22 protein-coding genes are annotated in these 16977 nt (G+C 68.7%); 7 read left to right on the top strand and 15 right to left on the bottom strand.

The genetic code is table 11. The annotated features are described in order from the left end of the window. Nucleotides 1–17 precede the first annotated feature (17 nt). From DMO17_RS07280 to DMO17_RS07255, 6 genes are all read right to left on the bottom strand, one after another. Nucleotides 18–722 (bottom strand): HvfC family RiPP maturation protein, encoded by a 705-nt coding sequence (locus tag DMO17_RS07280; protein WP_110681829.1) that lies wholly within the window; start codon nt 720–722, stop codon nt 18–20. Beyond that, on the bottom strand, nt 719–1546 hold the full coding sequence (locus DMO17_RS07275) for an HvfB family MNIO-type RiPP peptide maturase (protein WP_110681828.1): 828 nt from the start codon (nt 1544–1546) through the stop codon (nt 719–721). The genes DMO17_RS07280 and DMO17_RS07275 overlap by 4 nt, the downstream gene beginning before the upstream one ends. Before the next feature lie 12 nt (nt 1547–1558). Next, the gene (locus tag DMO17_RS07270) at nt 1559–1867 is read right to left on the bottom strand and encodes an HvfA family oxazolone/thioamide-modified RiPP metallophore (protein WP_110681827.1); all 309 of its coding nucleotides are present in this window, start codon (nt 1865–1867) and stop codon (nt 1559–1561) included. Between the two features lie 101 nt (nt 1868–1968). Further along, nucleotides 1969–2202: an anti-sigma factor family protein gene (locus DMO17_RS07265; RefSeq protein WP_110681826.1), complete on the bottom strand. Its 234-nt coding sequence runs from the start codon at nt 2200–2202 to the stop codon at nt 1969–1971. After that, nucleotides 2196–2798 carry an RNA polymerase sigma factor gene (locus DMO17_RS07260; protein ID WP_110681825.1) on the bottom strand — a complete coding sequence of 201 codons (603 nt, stop codon included), beginning with the start codon at nt 2796–2798 and terminating at the stop codon, nt 2196–2198. Before DMO17_RS07260 ends, DMO17_RS07265 begins: the two co-directional genes overlap by 7 nt. A 26-nt stretch (nt 2799–2824) precedes the next feature. Further along, complete coding sequence (locus tag DMO17_RS07255) at nt 2825–3949, bottom strand: beta-ketoacyl-ACP synthase III (protein WP_110681963.1); 1125 nt, start codon at nt 3947–3949, stop codon at nt 2825–2827. 372 nt (nt 3950–4321) lie between these two features. On the opposite strand from DMO17_RS07255, the gene DMO17_RS07250 reads away from it, so the two are divergent. Next, the gene (locus tag DMO17_RS07250; RefSeq protein WP_110681824.1) at nt 4322–4960 is read left to right on the top strand and encodes a LysE family translocator; all 639 of its coding nucleotides are present in this window, start codon (nt 4322–4324) and stop codon (nt 4958–4960) included. 37 nt (nt 4961–4997) lie between these two features. Here the strand turns inward: DMO17_RS07250 and DMO17_RS07245 are convergent, their stop codons facing one another. Further along, nucleotides 4998–5240 (bottom strand): hypothetical protein, encoded by a 243-nt coding sequence (locus tag DMO17_RS07245; protein ID WP_110681823.1) that lies wholly within the window; start codon nt 5238–5240, stop codon nt 4998–5000. Nucleotides 5241–5273: 33 nt separating this feature from the next. Then, nucleotides 5274–5714: a carboxymuconolactone decarboxylase family protein gene (locus DMO17_RS07240; protein ID WP_110681962.1), complete on the bottom strand. Its 441-nt coding sequence runs from the start codon at nt 5712–5714 to the stop codon at nt 5274–5276. A gap of 116 nt (nt 5715–5830) precedes the next feature. Between DMO17_RS07240 and DMO17_RS07235 the strand changes: the two genes are divergently transcribed. Next, entirely contained in the window at nt 5831–6751 is a 921-nt protein-coding gene (locus tag DMO17_RS07235) for a LysR family transcriptional regulator (RefSeq protein WP_110681822.1), read from the top strand. A 40-nt stretch (nt 6752–6791) separates the two neighbouring features. Here the strand turns inward: DMO17_RS07235 and DMO17_RS07230 are convergent, their stop codons facing one another. From DMO17_RS07230 to DMO17_RS07205, 6 genes are all read right to left on the bottom strand, one after another. Beyond that, nucleotides 6792–7094 (bottom strand): hypothetical protein, encoded by a 303-nt coding sequence (locus tag DMO17_RS07230; protein WP_110681821.1) that lies wholly within the window; start codon nt 7092–7094, stop codon nt 6792–6794. Between the two features lie 8 nt (nt 7095–7102). Next, entirely contained in the window at nt 7103–7543 is a 441-nt protein-coding gene (locus DMO17_RS07225; RefSeq protein ID WP_110681820.1) for a 3-isopropylmalate dehydratase, read from the bottom strand. An 83-nt stretch (nt 7544–7626) separates the two neighbouring features. Beyond that, entirely contained in the window at nt 7627–8718 is a 1092-nt protein-coding gene (locus DMO17_RS07220) for an extracellular solute-binding protein (protein WP_110681819.1), read from the bottom strand. Between the two features lie 9 nt (nt 8719–8727). Further along, nucleotides 8728–9837: an agmatine deiminase gene (gene aguA, locus DMO17_RS07215; RefSeq protein WP_110681818.1), complete on the bottom strand. Its 1110-nt coding sequence runs from the start codon at nt 9835–9837 to the stop codon at nt 8728–8730. 97 nt (nt 9838–9934) lie between these two features. Next, a complete protein-coding gene (locus tag DMO17_RS07210) occupies nt 9935–10822 on the bottom strand; it encodes a LysR substrate-binding domain-containing protein (protein ID WP_110681817.1) in 888 nt (295 codons plus the stop codon). Nucleotides 10823–10885: 63 nt separating this feature from the next. After that, nucleotides 10886–11836 carry a GlxA family transcriptional regulator gene (locus DMO17_RS07205; protein WP_110681816.1) on the bottom strand — a complete coding sequence of 317 codons (951 nt, stop codon included), beginning with the start codon at nt 11834–11836 and terminating at the stop codon, nt 10886–10888. 131 nt (nt 11837–11967) lie between these two features. Here DMO17_RS07205 and DMO17_RS07200 point away from each other — a divergent pair, with 131 nt between their 5' ends. Further along, nucleotides 11968–12594 carry a cysteine hydrolase family protein gene (locus DMO17_RS07200; protein ID WP_110681815.1) on the top strand — a complete coding sequence of 209 codons (627 nt, stop codon included), beginning with the start codon at nt 11968–11970 and terminating at the stop codon, nt 12592–12594. 180 nt (nt 12595–12774) lie between these two features. Next, the gene (locus DMO17_RS07195; RefSeq protein ID WP_110681814.1) at nt 12775–13641 is read left to right on the top strand and encodes a tetratricopeptide repeat protein; all 867 of its coding nucleotides are present in this window, start codon (nt 12775–12777) and stop codon (nt 13639–13641) included. A 2-nt stretch (nt 13642–13643) separates the two neighbouring features. Here the strand turns inward: DMO17_RS07195 and DMO17_RS07190 are convergent, their stop codons facing one another. Beyond that, nucleotides 13644–14081: an HIT family protein gene (locus tag DMO17_RS07190; RefSeq protein WP_110681813.1), complete on the bottom strand. Its 438-nt coding sequence runs from the start codon at nt 14079–14081 to the stop codon at nt 13644–13646. Between the two features lie 160 nt (nt 14082–14241). On the opposite strand from DMO17_RS07190, the gene DMO17_RS07185 reads away from it, so the two are divergent. The 3 genes from DMO17_RS07185 to DMO17_RS07175 all read left to right on the top strand — a co-directional run bounded on the left by DMO17_RS07185 (nt 14242) and on the right by DMO17_RS07175 (nt 16949). Continuing rightward, nucleotides 14242–15501 carry a DUF3422 domain-containing protein gene (locus DMO17_RS07185; RefSeq protein ID WP_110681812.1) on the top strand — a complete coding sequence of 420 codons (1260 nt, stop codon included), beginning with the start codon at nt 14242–14244 and terminating at the stop codon, nt 15499–15501. 74 nt (nt 15502–15575) lie between these two features. Continuing rightward, on the top strand, nt 15576–16280 hold the full coding sequence (locus tag DMO17_RS07180) for a glutathione S-transferase N-terminal domain-containing protein (RefSeq protein ID WP_110681811.1): 705 nt from the start codon (nt 15576–15578) through the stop codon (nt 16278–16280). A gap of 102 nt (nt 16281–16382) precedes the next feature. Next, nucleotides 16383–16949, top strand: coding sequence for a COG3904 family protein (locus DMO17_RS07175; protein ID WP_110681810.1), 567 nt, complete (start codon nt 16383–16385; stop codon nt 16947–16949). The last annotated feature ends 28 nt before the right edge of the window (nt 16950–16977 follow it).

The following is a 16977-nucleotide window of genomic DNA, read 5'->3' as shown; positions in this document are numbered from 1 at the left end:
CGGCGCGAGCCCGCGGATCAGGTGGCAGGGGGGAACCAGATGTCCTGGCGCTGCCAGTCATGGAGCAGCGCACGGGCCTGGCTGAAGTAGTGTTCGTTAGCCTCCAGGCCGCTCTGCGCGGCCAGCTCCAGCAGCGCCTCGGCGCTCGCCTGGCCGGCCTGCAGGCGCAGCGCCAGGTGATAGGCGAAGGGCGTCAGCTGCTGGAAGCGCACCCGCTCCTGCGCATCGCGCCAGGCCAGCAGGCAGGTCGGTTCTGCCGGCGGTTGCACGGCCCGGTACTCGGCATCGATCCGCTGCACCGGCCAGGCATAGGCCAGCGGCCAGGCCAGCGGCGACCAGCCCTGCCGCGGCAACTCGGCCTCGGCCACATCGAGGGCCAGCTCGACCCGCTCGTAGTGGGCCAGCTCCAGCAGGAACGGCGGATCATCGGGCTCGGCGACGCAGCCCTCCTGCAGCCAGGCGAGGAATTCTGCGCCGATCTGCAGGAAGTACGGCGTGGTGCAGCGGTGGCCAGCCAGGAAGGCCCGCACCAGGCGCCGCCGGCGTGCCTCGCCGAGCACCCGGCAGAGCACCGGGAAACCGCTGTTGATGAAGCCATCGACATTGTTGAAGAACAGCTCCTCGTACACCGCCATGCGCTCCGGCGCGATGCCCGGCAGCAGCGCTTGCGACTCGGGCCGGCGGATGCGCGCGGCGAAGGCGGCCTGGGCCTGCGCGCTCATCGTCCGGCCTCCCGTTGCAGCTGGCGGATCTGCGCCACCTCGGCGTACAGCTCGGCCACCGGCGGGAAGTTGAAGTCGCGCTCCAGCAGGGTCGGGCGCACGCCGTGCAGGCTGTAGCAATGCTGCAGCAACTGCCACACCGGCTCGCCCACCGGCGCGCCGTGGGTGTCGATCTTGAGGTCGGCGGCCTGGTCGTAATGACCGGCCATGTGCAGGTAGGCGATGCGCTCGCCGGGCATGGCGGCGATGTAGGCGCACGCATCGAAGATGAAATTGTGGGCGTTGACCGCCACGTTGTTGATGTCCAGCAGCAGCCGGCAGTCGGCCTCCTCCAGCACCGCGCGGACGAAGCTGACCTCGTCCAGCTCGCCGGGCAGGCGCGCGTAGGCCGAGACGTTCTCGATGATCAGCGGGCGCTCCAGCACCTCCTCGACCTGGCGGATGCGCGCCGCGACGCGGCGCACCGTTTCCTCGCTGAAGGGCAGCGGCATCAGATCGTACAGCTGGCCCTGGTCGGCACAGGCCGACAGGTGTTCGCTATAACCGCGGACGCCGTGCTCGTCGAGGAACGCCTTGATCGAGCGCAGCAGCTGCATGTCCAGCGGGGCGAAGCCACCGAGGTTGAGGGACAGACCATGGCAGAGAAACGGCAGGCGCTCGCTCAGCGCGCGCAGCTGGCGGCCGAAACGGCCGCCGACGCCGATCCAGTTCTCCGGGGCGATTTCGAGAAAATCCGCCTGGCCGACGACGCTGTCCTGCAGCGCCGCCAGCAGGCCGCGACGCAGGCCCAGGCCAGCGCCAGTGACGAAACCCTGCATGGTCATGTCCCGTCGCCCTTACTCGGTCTTGTCGCCGCCGCACTTGCCCTCGCCGCACTTGCCTTCGCGACCGGCCTTGCCTTCCTCGCCGCAGCTGCCCTCCTTGCTCGCCTTGTCGCCGCCACACTTGCCTTCTTCGGCCTTCATCTCGCCCCCACACTTGCCCTCGCCACAGGAGCCTTCGTGGCCCTTCTCGTGGGCCGCCAGGCTGTAGCCGCTGGAGAGCTCCTGGGCGGCAAAGGGGTTGCTGCCAGCCTGGGCAGTGAAGGCAGCGGTGCTCAGCAGGGCGGCGCCCAGGGTGGCGACAACGGTATTCAGCTGTTTCATGGAGTCTCTCCAGTGGAGGGGCGACATGCCCCCGACGCAACACTAGACGGAGTGACGAAGCGGGCGTTACAGCCCGGGAGAATTTTTTCTACGACGCCGGCTCAGGGCTGCCGGCGATGCTGCTCGGCAAGGCGGTCGGCCAGGGCATCCAGCTCCGGCAGGCTCTGTTCGGGCAACTGGCGCAGCACGGCCTGGGTCACCTTCATCTGGCGGATGAAGCGCCGGCAGTGGTGGCACATGGCGAGGTGGGCGCGCACCGCGATGCGCTCGCGCAGGCGCAGCTGGCCGTCGAGATAGTCGCTGGAGTGGGCTACCAGTTCCTGGCAGGTCAGCATTGGCCGGTCTCCTCGAAATGCTCCAGGGTAGCGAACACCTTGAGCCGGGCGCGGTGCAGGAGCACGCGGACATTGGAGAGCGAAAGGTCGAGAAGATTACAGATCTCCTCCAGCTCCAGCCCCTGGCGCTCGCGCAGCAGCAGCACGCTGGACTGCATCTCGGACAGGCTGGCGATGGTCTTCTCCAGGCACTCGCGCAGCTCGCCGGCGGCCAGCAGGGCCTCGGGGGTATCCTGCTCCCACTGGCTGGGCGGCGCCTGCCAGTGGCCATTTTCCGAGAAACGTTCGGCACCGACGCTGCCATGCGGCGCCGGCAGGTCATCGAGCAGCGGCTCGCGGCGTTGCTGCTTGAGGCGGCTCTTGGCGGTATTGGCGGTGATGGTCAGCAGCCAGGTCTTGAGGCTGGCGCGCTGCTGGAAGCCGGCCAGGTTGCGCACCACGGCCAGCCAGGCGTCCTGCACCACCTCGTCGGCATTGCGGCTGCCGACTATGGCGTAGGCCACCGCGCGCATGGCGCCCTGGTAGCGGGCGACCAGCTCGCGGAAGGCCTGCTGCTCGCCGGCCAGCAAACGCTGCAACAGCTGCTGCTCGTCCATGGCGTGCGCTCAGCCAGGTACTGGCGTCAGGCCTTCTTGCGCAGGATCACGCTGCCGATCGAGTAGCCCGCGCCGAAGGAGCTGAGCACGCCCAGGCTGCCGGCTGGCAGGTCGTCCTGGTACTTGTGGAAGGCGATCACCGAACCGGCCGAGCTGGTGTTGGCGTAGGTGTCGAGAATCACCGGCGCCTCGTGCGGCTCGGCATCGCGGCCGAGCAGCTTGCGGGCGATCAGCAGGTTCATGTTGAGGTTGGCCTGGTGCAGCCAGAAACGCTTGACATCGCCGACGTTCAGCTGGTTTTCCGCCAGGTGCGCGGCGATCAGCTCGGCCACCATCGGGCAGACGTCCTTGAACACCTTGCGGCCCTCTTGGACGAACAGTTTGTCCGGCGCGCCGATGCCCTCTTCCGCGGCGCGGTTGAGGAAGCCGAAGTTGTTGCGGATGTTGTTGGAGAACTGGGTCAGCAGCTTGGTGCCGAGGATGTCCCACTGGTGCTCGGAGGTGGCCTGGTCGGCGCGTTCTATGATCACCGCGGTGGCGGCGTCGCCGAAGATGAAGTGGCTGTCACGATCGCGGAAGTTCAGGTGGCCGGTGCAGATCTCCGGGTTGACCATCAGCACGGCGCGCGCCTGGCCGGTGGCCACGGCATTGGTGGCGGCCTGGATGCCGAAGGTGGCGGAGGAGCAGGCCACGTTCATGTCGTAGCCCCAGCCGTCGATGCCCAGGGCGGCCTGCACTTCGATGGCCACCGCCGGGTAGGCGCGCTGCAGGTTGGAGCAGGCGACTATCACGCCGTCGATGTCGGCGACGCTGCGGCCGGCGCGCTGCAGGGCTTCCCTGGCGGCGCCCACGGCCATCTCGCAGAGGATGCCCCACTCGTCGTTGGAGCGCTCGGGGATGCGCGGCACCATGCGCTGCGGGTCGAGGATGCCGTCCTTGTCGATGACGAAGCGGCTCTTGATGCCCGAGGCCTTCTCGATGAAGGCCACGCTGGACTCGGCCAGCGCCTGCACCTCGCCGCGCTCGATGGCGGCGGCGTTGTCGGCGTTGAACTGCTGGACGTAGGCATTGAAGGAGGCCACCAGCTCTTCGTTGGAGATGCTGTTGGTCGGGGTGTACAGGCCAGTGCCACTGATTACGGCTTTGTGCACGGGACATTCCTCTTCTTGTACCGCCGCGGGCGGCTGGCTGGTCGGTTGCACCCCGGCACGGGCCGGCGGCGCGAATTCGGCTGCAGGGCGGCTCACGGCCAGGCTGGGCCCGCCACGCTGCAAAGCGCAGAGTGTGCCATAGCCGCCGGCGTGGCGCTGCTGTCGCACGGCGGCACCGGACTGGCGGCGAAGCATCCTGCGTTCATAGGAGATGCGCGCACCTGCGGCGAAGACACAGGAATCTGTCGCGATAGTCGAGCAAAATAGGCTTTTGCGACGGGAGCAGCACGCTCGCCGAAACGATGACCGGGTTTTGACCGGCCATTCAGAAAAGGCGCAGAATCCTGGCTTCCCAGCCCCTGGAGCCTGCCCATGCTCGGCACCCACGACCTCGCCCTGTTCGTCATTTCCGGCCTGCTGCTGAACATGGCCCCCGGGCCGGACTCGCTGCTGATCATGGCACGCAGCGCCACCCAGGGCTGGCGTGCCGGCTCGGCGGCGGCGCTGGGCATCGGCGCCGGCACCTGCGTACACATAGTCGCCGCCGCGCTGGGCATGTCCGCCCTGCTCGCCACCTCGGCCACCGCCTTCATGCTGGTCAAGCTGATCGGCGCTGCCTACCTGCTGTACATCGGCATCGGCATGCTGCTGGCCAGGCACAAGGAAACGGCCGCATCGGGCGCCAGCGAGCTGCCGGCGCTACCCTACGGGCGCATCTTCGCCCAGGGCTTCCTGACCAACGTGCTCAACCCCAAGGTGGCGCTGTTCTTCCTCGCCTTCGTGCCGCAGTTCATCAGCCCGGACGCCGAGCACAAGGCACTGGCCTTCCTCCTGCTGGGCGCCATCTTCAACTTCAACGGCATGCTCTGGTGCCACTTCCTGGCCCTGAGCACCGCCTTCGCCCAGCAGCGCCTGCAGGTCGGCCGGCGCGTCGGCCTGTGGCTGGAGCGCGCTACCGGCGGCCTGTTCACCCTGCTGGGGGTGAAGCTGGCCCTCGCCGACCGGGTGTGATGCGCCGGGGCCGCAGGGCCCCTTGCGCGAGTCCGGCTCAGTGGCTGGCCGCCAGCGCGCCGCCCTCCCCGCCAGGGATGCACTCCAGCCGGCGCAACCAGGTACAGCGCAGCAGCGCGGCGCACAGGCCGATGCTGGCGGCCGACTCGTCCAGGCGCAGCAACCAGCCCCGCTCCTGCCGCTGCAGGCGCCAGCCAGGCGCCGCGCCGAGCGCCGCGAGGCGCTGGCGCAGGGCCTGTTCGTCCAGACTCCGGGTTTCCATCAATACGAGCTTGGCCATGGCGGTCTCCAGCACAGGGGGCGTGACCGGCACTCAGGCCGATTGCATGGCGAAGCCGACGCCGAAGCGGTTCCAGAGATTGATGGTGGCGATGCACAGGGTCAGCTCGGCCAGCTCCTGCGGGTCGAACTGCGCGGCCACCTGCTGGTGCAGGGCATCCGTGACGTGCCCCTCGGTCAGCCGGGTCAGGCTGTCGGTCCACAGCAGGGCGGCCCGTTCGCGCTCGCTGAAGCAGGGCGCATCCTGCCAGGCGCCCAGGGCCAGCAGGCGACGGGCCGACTCGCCCTGCTTCAGCGCGTCGGCGCTGTGCATGTCCAGGCACAGGGCGCAGCCGTTGAGCTGCGAGGCACGCACCTTGACCAGCTCGCGCAGCGAGCCCTCCAGGGCAAAGCCGGCCTGGGTCTGCTCCAGGGCATAGATGGCCTTGAACACATGCGGGGCGGTCTGGTGATAGTTGTTGCGCTTGCTGGTCATCATGGCGATTGCTCCGAAGGGGCCCGATGTCGTACCGGGGTTGGTCGCCACTGTATTAGCCATGCATAACGCGATAAATTGGCCCCATACGGAAACATTGTGCGGAGATTCGGATAATGGCCCTGGACCGCCTGGAAGCCATGCGCGCCTTCTGCCGCATCATCGAGCTGGGCAGCTTCACCCGCGCCGCCTATGCCCTGGGCCTGGCCAAGACCACAGTGTCGGGCCAGGTGCAGGCACTGGAAAGCCAGCTCGGCGTCAAGCTGCTGCACCGCACCACCCGCCGGGTGTCGCCGACCACCGATGGCAGCGCCTACTACGAACGCGCCCGCGCCGTGCTCGACGACCTCGACGAACTGGAAGCCAGCGTGGCGCAGAACCGCAGCCTGGCGCGCGGCCGGGTACGGGTGGAGATGCCCTCGCCGGTCAGCCGTTTCCTGCTGATTCCCGCCCTGCCCGACTTCGTCGCCCGCTACCCGCAGATCCGCCTGGACATCGGCAGCAGCGAGCGGGTCGTCGATCTGGTGCAGGAAGGCGTCGACTGCGCCATCCGCGGCGGCCCGGTGCACGACCCGGATCTGGTCTGCCGGCCCATCGGACAGATGCGCTTCTGCCTGTGCGCGGCGCCGAGCTATCTGGCCGCCAGCCCGCCACTGCGGCACCCGCAGGATCTGGTGGCGCACCGCTACCTGGCCTTCGTCTACCCGGCCACCGGGCGGCAGAAGGCCAACACCCTGCACTGCGGCAACGAGCATTATCCGATCGAGCAGGAGCCGGCCATGCGCTTCAACAGCGGCGAGGCCTACCTGGCCGCCGTCGTGGCCGGCCTGGGCTTTGCCGTGCTACCGGCGGCGGCCGCGCGCCAGGCCCTGGAAGAGGGCCGCCTGGTCCAACCGCTGCCGCAATGGCAGGCCGACAGCATGCCGCTGAGCCTGGTCTACCCCCAATCGCGGCATCTCTCGGCCAGGGTGCGCGCCTTCATCGACTGGGCGGGTGAACTGCTGGCCGGCGATCCGCTGTGGCGCCCGCGGGACTGAGCCGCGGCGCCAAGCCCCTGCCGTTCTGACTGGCCGCCTGCTATCGCTGAGCGCCCAGCTCGCCCAGGCACTGCTGCGAGACCTGCTGCAGGCGCTCGATCAGCGTCGGCGGCAGCTCGGCCTGCTCCAGCGCGGCCATCTCGGCCAGGCTGAAATCGCGATCGATGCGCCCCACCGTGCAATCGCAGTAAAGCAGCGCGCGCTCCTTGCCCAGCGGTTCGCCGGCGCTGTTCACACAGCTGTCGCGGAAGGTCTGCTTGACCCCGGCCGGCCAGTCCTTGGCCAGCACTGGCGCGCAGCTCAGCAGCAAGCCGAGCAGGATGGCGCGGCGGATACCTGACATGCCGGCGTTCACTGCAGCTTGGGCGGTTGCGCATCCGGGCGGATGTCGAAGCCGCCACGGTTCTCGCTGACGATATGGAAGTACTGCACGCTGCCCGGCGCGACCTTCACCGCCACTTCCTTGTGCAGGCGCCCCATGCCGCACAGGGTGTCGTCCAGCGGGTCGATGGTCAGGCCCAACACGCGGGTACCGGCCGGCACATTGAAGCTCGCCACCTCGGCCATGCCGATGCGCGCGGCCAGCTTGCGATCCACCTCGATGGCCACGTAGCAGCCGCCGCCCATCAGGCCCATGTCGCGGTTGACCACCAGCTGGCCACCGCCCTCGCGCGCCTCCTGGTAGGCCAGCAGGCGATCGTCGGGGACTTGGGTGATGTGCTCGGCGTCGGGACGGAACGACGAGCAGCCGGCCAGCAGAACCAGGGGAAGAACGGCGAGGATCGAACGCATGGAAGCCCTCCTTGGGCGTGCGTGGAGTCGGCCCAGTATTGGCGCTCCCACGCCGCCGCTCAAGCCCGATCTGCAACGCTGTGCTATAGCCCCGACTTCAGCCGGCTGAAGGCCCGGGTCAGGGCGCGGTTGAAGGCCGGGGTGTTGTCGTTCTTGGTGTACAGGCTGGCGCGCAGCTGCGCCGGCGGATAGGTACCGGGATCGGCGAGGAGGGCCGGATCGACGAAGGCATCGGCCGCCGGCACCGCATTGGCGTAGTAGATGCTGTTGGTGATGGCGCCGATCACCTCGGGCTTCATCAGGTGGTCCATCAGCGCCAGCGCCTCCTGCGGATGCGGCGCATCCGCAGGGATGGCCATAGCGTCGAACCAGATCAGCGTGCCCTCGCGCGGGATGCTGTAGTGCAGGCTGTAGGGCTTGCCGGCCTGCTGCGCCTGGCCGGCGGCGATGGCCACGTTGCCGTTCCACGACATCGCCAGGCAGGTGTCGCCGTTGGCGAGATCCGCGATGTTATGGTCGTTGTCGAAATAGCGGATCGACGGCCGCACCTTGGCCAGGTGCGCCTCGGCCTTTTTAAGGTCATCGAGGTTCTGCTGGTTGATATCCAGGCCCAGGTAGCGGAAGGCGGCGGCGAACACCTCGTTGGGGTCATTGAGGAAGCTCACCCCGCAGTCGGCGAACTTGGCCACCACGACCGGGTCCATCAGCATCGCCCAGCTGTCGGTCGGCGCATCCTTCATGCGCTGGGCGATGGCCTCACGCTGGTAGCCGAAACCGGTGGTGCCCCACACGTAGAGCCCGGCATGACGGTTACCCGGATCGAAGACCGCCATATGCCCGGTGAACTCCGGCGCCAGGCCGGCGAAGTGCGGCAGCGCGGCCTTGTCCAGCGGCTGCAGCGCGCCACTTGTGATGGCCCGCTGCAGGTGCTGGCCGGCGGTCAGCACCAGGTCGTAGCCGCTGCGTCCGGTAAGCAGCTTGGTCTCAACCGTCTCCAGCGAGTCGAAGTGATCGACCACCACCTTGATCCCGGTCTGCTGCTCGAAGGACGCCAGAGTGTCCGGTGCCAGGTACTCGTTCCAGATATACAGGTTGACCTGTTTGGCGGGCTCGGCCGCCTGCGCACCCGCGCAGACGGACAGAGACAGGGCCAGCCACGAGGCGGGCAGTTTCATGGCGGCCTCCTAGCGCTTGGGCGCGGCGTATTGCGGCGAGGTGATGCAGGCGACGTTGCCGCCACCGAGGAGGATCTCCCGCGAGTTCTCGATGCCGAGGATGCGGTGCTTGGGGAACAGCTCGGCCAGGGTCGCCTGGGCAATGCGGTCGTTGGGATCGTTGAACAGCGGTACGACGATGGCCGAGTTGCCGGCGTAGTAGTTGATGTAGGACGCGCAGATCCGGGTGCCGGCCTGACGGGTGTGGGTGGCGTCGTCCTGGTCCAGGCCTTCGGCCTCCTCGGCCGTCCACTCCAGTACGCGCGGCTGCGGCAGCTTGTGAATCTCCAGCTCGCGGCCCTGAGCATCGCGGGTGCTGCGCAGGATGTCGTAGGCCTCCTGGTAGATCTCCCACTGCGGGTCGCTGCGGTCATCGGTCCACTGCATCACCACCACGCCGGGGCGGACGAAGCAGGCCAGGTCGTCGATATGCCCGTCGGTTTCATCGAACTTGCAGCCGCGCGGCAGCCAGATCACCTGCTCGGCGCCCAGGTAGTCCTGCAGGCGGCGAGTCATCTCGTCCTTGCCCAGGTGGGCGTTGCGGTTGCGGTTGAGCAGGCACTGCTCGGTGGTCAGCAGGGTGCGCTGGCCGTCGCTCTGGATGCCGCCCATCTCGGCGATAAAGGGCGCGCGGTAACGGTCGAAGCCCTCGATCTCGAGGACCTTCTGGGCGATCTGGTCGTCCTTGTCCCAGGGGTAGTAGAGACCGCCGTCGAGGCCGCCATAGGCGTTGAACTCGAAGTCCACGCCGCGCACTTCGCCGCTCTCGTCGTTGACCAGGAAGGCCGGGCCGCTGTCGCGGAACCAGGTGTCGTTGCAGGTCATCTCCACCACCCGCACATGGGCCGGCAGCAGGCGGCGGGCGTTGGCGTACTGGGCCGCCGAGGCGCACACGGTCACCGGCTCGCTGCTGGCGATGGCGCTGACGATCTCGACCCAGACCTTCTGCGCCGGCTTGCCGCCGTTGCGCCACACGTCCGGGCGCTCCGGCCAGCCGAGCCAGCAGCGGCTCTTGGGTTCGAATTCACCGGGCAGGCGGAAGCCGTCGGCCTTGGGCAGGGAGGTCAGGGTACGGGCCATTGTCAGGTACTCTTCGGTGGCTGTTGGATGGCTCGACAGTACCCGCGGCAGAGCGGCCGCGACCAATGACCATTATCGCGGGATAGCTGAATTCAATTCACAGATCAGCAAGCTGATCGGTGAACCAATCGATGAAGCTGGCCACCGCAGGCTTGTCCAGGCGCAGGCGTTCGCAGACCAGCGCATACTGCCCTAGCGAGGCCACCTGGGCGGCGAACGGGCGCACCAGGCGGCCGCTGGCGAGGTCCTCGGCGCTGGTCAGGTTGTCGCCGATGGCCACGCCCTGGCCGCGCGCGGCGGCCTCCATTGTCAGCCCGGCGTGGCCGAGGTACAGGTGGCGCGCAGGCTGGATGTCGCCGGCGTGGGTGGTCAGCCAGGCGGTCCAGGTCTTGCCGTCCTGGTCGTCGTGCAGCAGGCAGTGGCGGGCCAGGTCACGCGGGTGCTTGAGCGGCAGCTGATTGAACAGGCCGGGGCTGCACACCGGGAAGAACTGCAGGGTCGGCAGCGGTCGCACGAAGTAGGCGCTGGCGTCCTCCGGGCCGGTGCCATAGGTGATCGCCAGGTCGATCTCGGCGCCCGGCAGCGGCGCCTCCAGCGGCTGCTCGTGCAGGTGCAGGGTGATCTGCGGGTGGCGCTCGGCGAAGTCCGCCAGGCGCCCGATCAGCCACTTCTGCGCCAGCTCCACGGTCACCGCGATGCGCAGCTGCGCCTGCGAGCCGGGGTCGCGCAGCTCGTCGCAGGCCTCACCGATCAGCTCGAAGGCCTGCTGCAGGCTGCGCAGCAGTCGCCGCGCCTGGGGCGTGGGGCGCACCTGGCGGCCGTCGCGCTGAAACAGAAGCGTGCCCAGTTGCTCCTCGAGCTGGCGAATCTGGTGGCTGACCGCGCTGTCGGTGACGCACAGCTCGGCGGCCGCACGACCGAAATGGGCGTGGCGCGCGGCGGCCTCGAAGGTGCGCAGGGCGGTGAGTGAGGGCAGGCGGCGCATGGCGATCCGATTCCGGCAAAAGCCGTCATCCTTGCCCAGCGCCGCGCTCCCCGTCCAGCCCGATCAGTGCCCCTGGAAGGTCTGCCGCCAGGCACTGGGCGACACACCGAAGGCACGACCGAAGTGATGGCGCAGCGACACCGGCGAGCCGAAGCCGGCCAGTGCGGCGATCGCCTCCACGCCCTGCTCACTGCTCTCCAGCAGGCGCTGGGCCAGGGCCAGGCGCTCGGCCAGCAGCCAGCCTCCCACCGTCATGCCGGTGAGCTGGCGGAAGTGCCGAGTGAAGGTGCGCCGGCTCATCAGCGCGCGCTCGGCCAGGCTGTCCAGGCTGTGCGGCAGGTCGAGGTGGGCACGCACCCAGTCCAGCAGGCCGGCCAGGCGATCGTCGCGGGAGGTAGCCGGCAGCGGCTGCTCGATGAACTGCGCCTGGCCGCCCTGGCGGTGCGGCGGCACCACCAGGCGCCTTGCGACCCGGTTGGCGAGCTCGGCGCCGTGCTGCTGGCGCAGCAGGTGCAGGCAGCAGTCGATGCCGGCGGCGGTGCCGGCCGAGGTCAGCAGGCCGCCGTCATCCAGATAGAGCACGTCGGCGTCCACCGTCACCCGCGGGAAGCGCGCGGCGAAGTCATTGGCCCAGGCCCAGTGGGTGGTGGCGCGCAGGCCATCGAGCAGTCCCGCCTCGGCCAGCACATAGGCGCCCAGGCACAGGCCGACCAGCCGCGCGCCGCGTGCATGGGCCGCCACCAGCGCATCCAGCAGGGTCTGCGGTGGGCGCTCGTCCGGGTCGTGCCAGCTCGGCACGATGATCGTCTGCGCCCACTGCAGCGCCTCCAGCCCGTGTTCGACCTGCAGGGCGAAGCCGGCGGTGGTCGGCAGCGCGCCCGGCGCAGTGGCGCACACGCGCAGCTCGTACAGCTCGGCGCCCGGCCCGAGGTCGCCGAACACCAGGCAGGGCACGGACAGGTGGAACGGCGTGATGTGGTCGAAGGCGACCACGGCGATGCGGTGGGCAGGCATGGCGTTGTCCCGATCCGAAGGTTTGGCCCGATCTTAGCGCAAGCTGGCTTCAGGGCCACTTACGGCAACAGGCGCGACGGGCGAACAATCTGCCCATCGACCACCACACCGCCAAACCAGAGGAACCCGCCATGAGCCAGCAAGCGAAACGCGCCCTGATCGTCATCGATGTGCAGAACGAATACGTCACCGGCAACCTGCGCATCGAGTACCCGCCCATCGAGCAGTCGATGGCCAATATCGGCCGCGCCATGGACGCCGCCAGCGCCGCCGGCATCCCGGTGATCGTCATCCAGCACCTGCTGCCGGAAAGCGCGCCGATCTTCGCCACCGGAAGCCACAACGCCGAGCTGCACCCGCTGGTGGCGGAGCGCCCGCGTGACCACTTCATCCAGAAGCAGATGGCCAGCTCCTTCGCCGGCACCGACCTGGCCGCCTACCTCAAGCAACACGAGATCGACACCCTCAGCGTGATCGGCTACATGACCCACAACTGCGACGACTCCACCGTACGCCAGGCCCACCACGAGGGCTGGAAGGTCGAACTGCTGCACGACGCCGCCGGCTCGCCGCCGTACCGCAACGCCATGGGCTCGGCCAGCGCCGAGGAGATCCACCGGGTGTTCACCGTGGTCATGCACACCGGCTTCGCCGCCGTGCTCAGCACCGATGACTGGCTCAACGCCCTGCAGACCGGCGAGGTGCCGCAGCCGGACAACATCTACCTGTCCAACCAGCGGGCCATCGCCGGTCGCTGAACACCGCAGGCGCAGAAAAGCCCGGCCCAGGCCGGGCTCCTTCGCCGCGGCACGATCGGCCATCGATGCGGCTCACCAGCCGCGCCGACGGGCTTGCCGAGCGCAAGAGCATTTGGTTAAGGTCCGTTGCGCCGTTGCGCCATTCCTCCGCGCGGCCGACCACATCCAAGGAAGGATCCCATGCGCCCACTCCCCTCGCTGCTCAGGGCCCTCGCCGGCCTGCCCCTGCTGTTGTCCCTCTACGCCCGGGCCGAAGTCGCCCCCGGCTGCGAGGTATTGATCGAGAACAAGCCGAGTATCATCTTCCAATATCTGGACCAGGCGGGTGCAGGCGACGCCTGCGCCCAGTTCAACCTCGGCTACCTGTATTACACCAGGCAGCAGTATCCGGCCGCCGAACGCTGGTACGCCAAGGCCGCCGAACAGGGCATCAGTCGCGCGGCCTTCGAGATCGCCATGCTCTACCGCGACAAGCTGCTGCCCGGTGACCAGGAGCAGACCCTGCGCTGGTTGCAGCAGGCCGCCGAACAGGGACTGGCCCTGGCCCAGACCGAACTCGGTTACCTGTACCTGCAGGACCGCCAGGACGCGCGGGGACTGTTCACCGCCATGGGCTGGCTGGAGAAGGCCGCCGAGCAGGGCCATTCCCAGGCCCAGTACCTGCTCGGCGAAATGTACTGGAGCGATGCACGCAGCTCGGCAGACGCGGACATGGCCCTGGGCGAGGACGAGTTCCACCTGCTCGAGCGCTACGACAGCAACGACGCCAAAGCCCTGTACTGGCTGTGCCAGGCAGCGCAGAACGACGACGAGTTCGCCCAGTTCAGCCTCAGTGAGGCCTACAGCCGTGGCCGCGGCATGCCGGTGGACCAGCTGCAGAGCCGCCTGTGGCTGGAGAAGGCCGCCGCCAATGGCAAGGAGGAGGCCATCGCCATCCTCGCCAGCGACAATGGCAGCTGGTACGACAAGGCCGAACTATGGATCAAGCGCCAGGCCGGCGACGGCCAGGCGCGCTGCCCGCAGATAGCCCTGCAGCGGCCGCAGTAGCCTCAGCCGTTGATCCGCTTCAGCAGCCGCGCCTGCAGCTGCTCCAGCTCGGCCGCATCGGCCTGCTTGGCGGCGTGCACGCCAAGTTTCTCGCCCTCGTAGCGCGGCACTATGTGCATGTGGATGTGGAATACCGTCTGCCCGGCCGGGGCGCCATTGAACTGCGCCACCTGCACGCCGGCCGGCTGCAGCTCGTCCACCACCACCTGGGTCAGCCGGCGCACCACGGCCATGACCTTGGCCAGGTTGGCGTCGTCGATCTCCAGGATGTTGCGCGCCGGGGCATTCTTCGGAATCACCAGGCAGTGGCCGTAGGACTGCGGGAACAGGTCGAGGAAGGCGAGCACGTCCTCGTCCTCGTACAGCTTGTAGCAGGGCGCCTCGCCACGAATGATCTTGGCGAAGATGTTCTGCGGATCGTAAGTGCCATGCAGGCTCATGGGTAAGCTCCCTAACCCGGGTGAGTAAAGCCCGCACCATACCGGCTCGAGCCGCCGCTGCCCATGCCCCCGTGGCCGGGCCGGGGCGAAATGTCGCAGTGACCACAAGGTCACGCGGTGGCGTCATTGCCCCATTCCCCGATCCGGCAGAAGAACCAGCATGCATCCACTGCGCGTCACCCTGCACAACGAACTGCACTCGCGCCCCTCGATCCACTTCCAGGAACCGGCCAACGTCCACCACCTGGCCTTCGTCGACCCGGACGAGGCCTGCTCGGTGCTGATCGGCCAGCTCGAACGGCTGGCCGAAGAGCGCCTGCCCAGCAACAGCGTGCAGGGCCTGCTGCGCCTGGGCCAGGCCACGCTCAAGTGGGAGCGCCACGGCGAGTTCTTCACCCTCACCCTGGTGCAGCCACGCCAGGCCGGCGACCCGCTGTGGGGCGAGTGGCCGGCGGTGCTGGAGCCACTGCTGGCACCCCATCGTGAACGCCTGATCAGCGCCAGCCAGCTGCTCGTGGAATCCGCCGCCCACTGGCCCGACGGCCCGGCCCGCTGCGGCTTCAAGGACCCGGCCGCCTCCGCCCTGGGCGACGGCGACGCCACCGCCTGGTCCGACTTCCGCCTCGATGAGCAGGGCGTCAACCGCCTGCTGCTGGTCAACCACCGGCTCAATGCCTACCGCCTGGGGCGCATGGTGCGGCGCCTGCTGGAGATCGAGACCTACCGCATGATGGCCTCGTTGACCCTGCCGGTGGCGCAGCAGGTCAGCCGCGAGCTGAAGGACCATGAGCGCGAGCTGGATCGCCTGTCCGCGCGCAACGCCGAAGGCCGCGACGGCGCCCGCGAGCTGTCCGCCGACCTGGCCCGGCTGTCGGCGCGCATCGTCCACTGCAGCGCGCGCACCCGCCAGCGTTTCGGCGCCGCCACCGCCTACGCGCAACTGGTCGGCGAACGCATCGCCGAGCTGCGCGAGAAGCACGTCGAGGACTGCCAGCGCCTGGGCGTGTTCATCGAGCGGCGCTTCCTGCCCACGGTGCGCTACTGCCAGGCCACCGACCAGCGCCTGACCCGCCTGGCCCAGGGCGTCGCCCACCTGAGCGACCTGCTGCAGGTGCGGGTGCAGGGCGAAGTGGAGGAACAGAACTCGGCCATCCTGCGCAGCCTCAATGCCCGCGCCGACACCCAGATCAGGATCCAGAAGGCGGTCGAGGGCCTGTCGATCATCGCCATCAGCTACTACCTGCTGAGCCTGTTCAAGCTGCTTTACCAGGGCCTGCTCGGCCTCGGCCTGGAGCTGTCGGAACGCACCGCGCTGCTGACCCTGGGGCCGCTGGCGCTGCTCACCCTGGCCGGGGTGATGCTGCGCATCCGCCGGGCGCGCCGGCAGGGGGAAAGAATCGCCACGGCTGATAGCCACTAACGCCACTATCGATTTTCCCGCAGCCACAGCGCCGTGCTGAGATGGCCCGAGTTCTCAACCGCCAAGGAAGCCCCATGACCGACCTGTCCGCCTTCGCCATCACCCGCAAGTGGCCCGCCCGGCACCCCGAGCGCCTGCAGCTGTACTCGCTGCCCACGCCCAACGGGGTCAAGGTCTCGATCATGCTGGAGGAGACCGGCCTGGCCTACGAGCCGCACCTGGTCAGCTTCGACAGCAACGACCAGCTCAGCGCGGAGTTCCTCTCGCTCAACCCGAACAACAAGATTCCCGCCATCCTCGACCCCAATGGGCCGCACGGCGCGCCGCTGGCCCTGTTCGAGTCCGGTGCCATCCTCCTCTACCTGGCCGAGAAAACCGGCCAGTTGCTGCCGCAGGACCCGGCCCTGCGCTACCAGGCCATCCAGTGGCTGATGTGGCAGATGGGCGGCATCGGCCCGATGTTCGGCCAGCTCGGTTTCTTCCACAAATTCGCCGGCCGCGACTACGAGGACAAGCGCCCGCGTGACCGCTACGTGGCCGAATCCGTGCGCCTGCTCGGTGTGCTCGACCAGCACCTGCAAGACCGCGACTGGATGCTGGGCGACGACTACAGCATCGCCGACATCGCCATCTTCCCCTGGGTGCGCAACCTGGTCGGCTTCTACGAGGCCGGCGAACTGGTGCAGTTCGAGCGCTTCGCCAACGTCGCCCGCGTGCTCGACGCCTTCCTAACCCGCCCGGCGGTGCAGCGCGGCCTGCAGATACCGGCGCGCACCTGACCTCGACCGCCCCGCGCATTGCTGCGCGGGGCGGGCTATAGGCGCAGGGCCGCGCTACGGGTATCTTCTGCGCCCAGTCGTTCAGCCAGAAGCCGTCGCCCCATGAGCCGTACCCTCCTCCGCCTCGCCCTGCTCTGCGCCGCCGCGCTGGGCGCCAGCCCCAGCCTGGCCAGGGTCGAAATCGAAGCCGCCGAGCAGAAATCGGTCGGCCGCATCCTCATCGTCAAGGTCTCCGAGGACATCGCCCCCGGCGACTACGAAGTCCTGTTCAAGGGCCTACGCGGCCACCCCGGCAAGTTCGCACGCAAGATCCTGCTGCTCGACAGCATCGGCGGCAGCACCGCCGAGGCCCTGCGCATGGGTCGCCTGCTGCGCGAGACCGGCTTCGACGCCCTGGTCCCAGCCCGGGGCGTGTGCCAGGGCAGCTGTGTCTACCTGCTGGCGGCCGGACGCAAGAAGAACGTGCGCGGCCACGTGGCCATCCACCGCCCGCACTTCCCCGCCGGCGAGTCGGCCCGCGCCCGCGAGGCCGGCATGCCCCACAACCTGGCCGGCTACCTGCGCGAGATGGGTGTGGCGCCGACGCTCGCCAGCGACATGCAGGCCATCGAGCCGCACCGCATGAAGGTGCTTACGGCGCAGGAACTGGCGCGCTACCGTCTGTACTGAGGCGCTGGCCGCTGCAGTGGTGATTGCG

This window comes from Aquipseudomonas alcaligenes, from assembly GCF_003205495.1.
In the GTDB taxonomy this organism is placed as follows: Bacteria; Pseudomonadota; Gammaproteobacteria; order Pseudomonadales; family Pseudomonadaceae; genus Aquipseudomonas; species Aquipseudomonas alcaligenes_B.
Note: the sequence above shows the minus strand (reverse complement) of the source record. Positions and strands in the feature narration are given on the sequence as shown.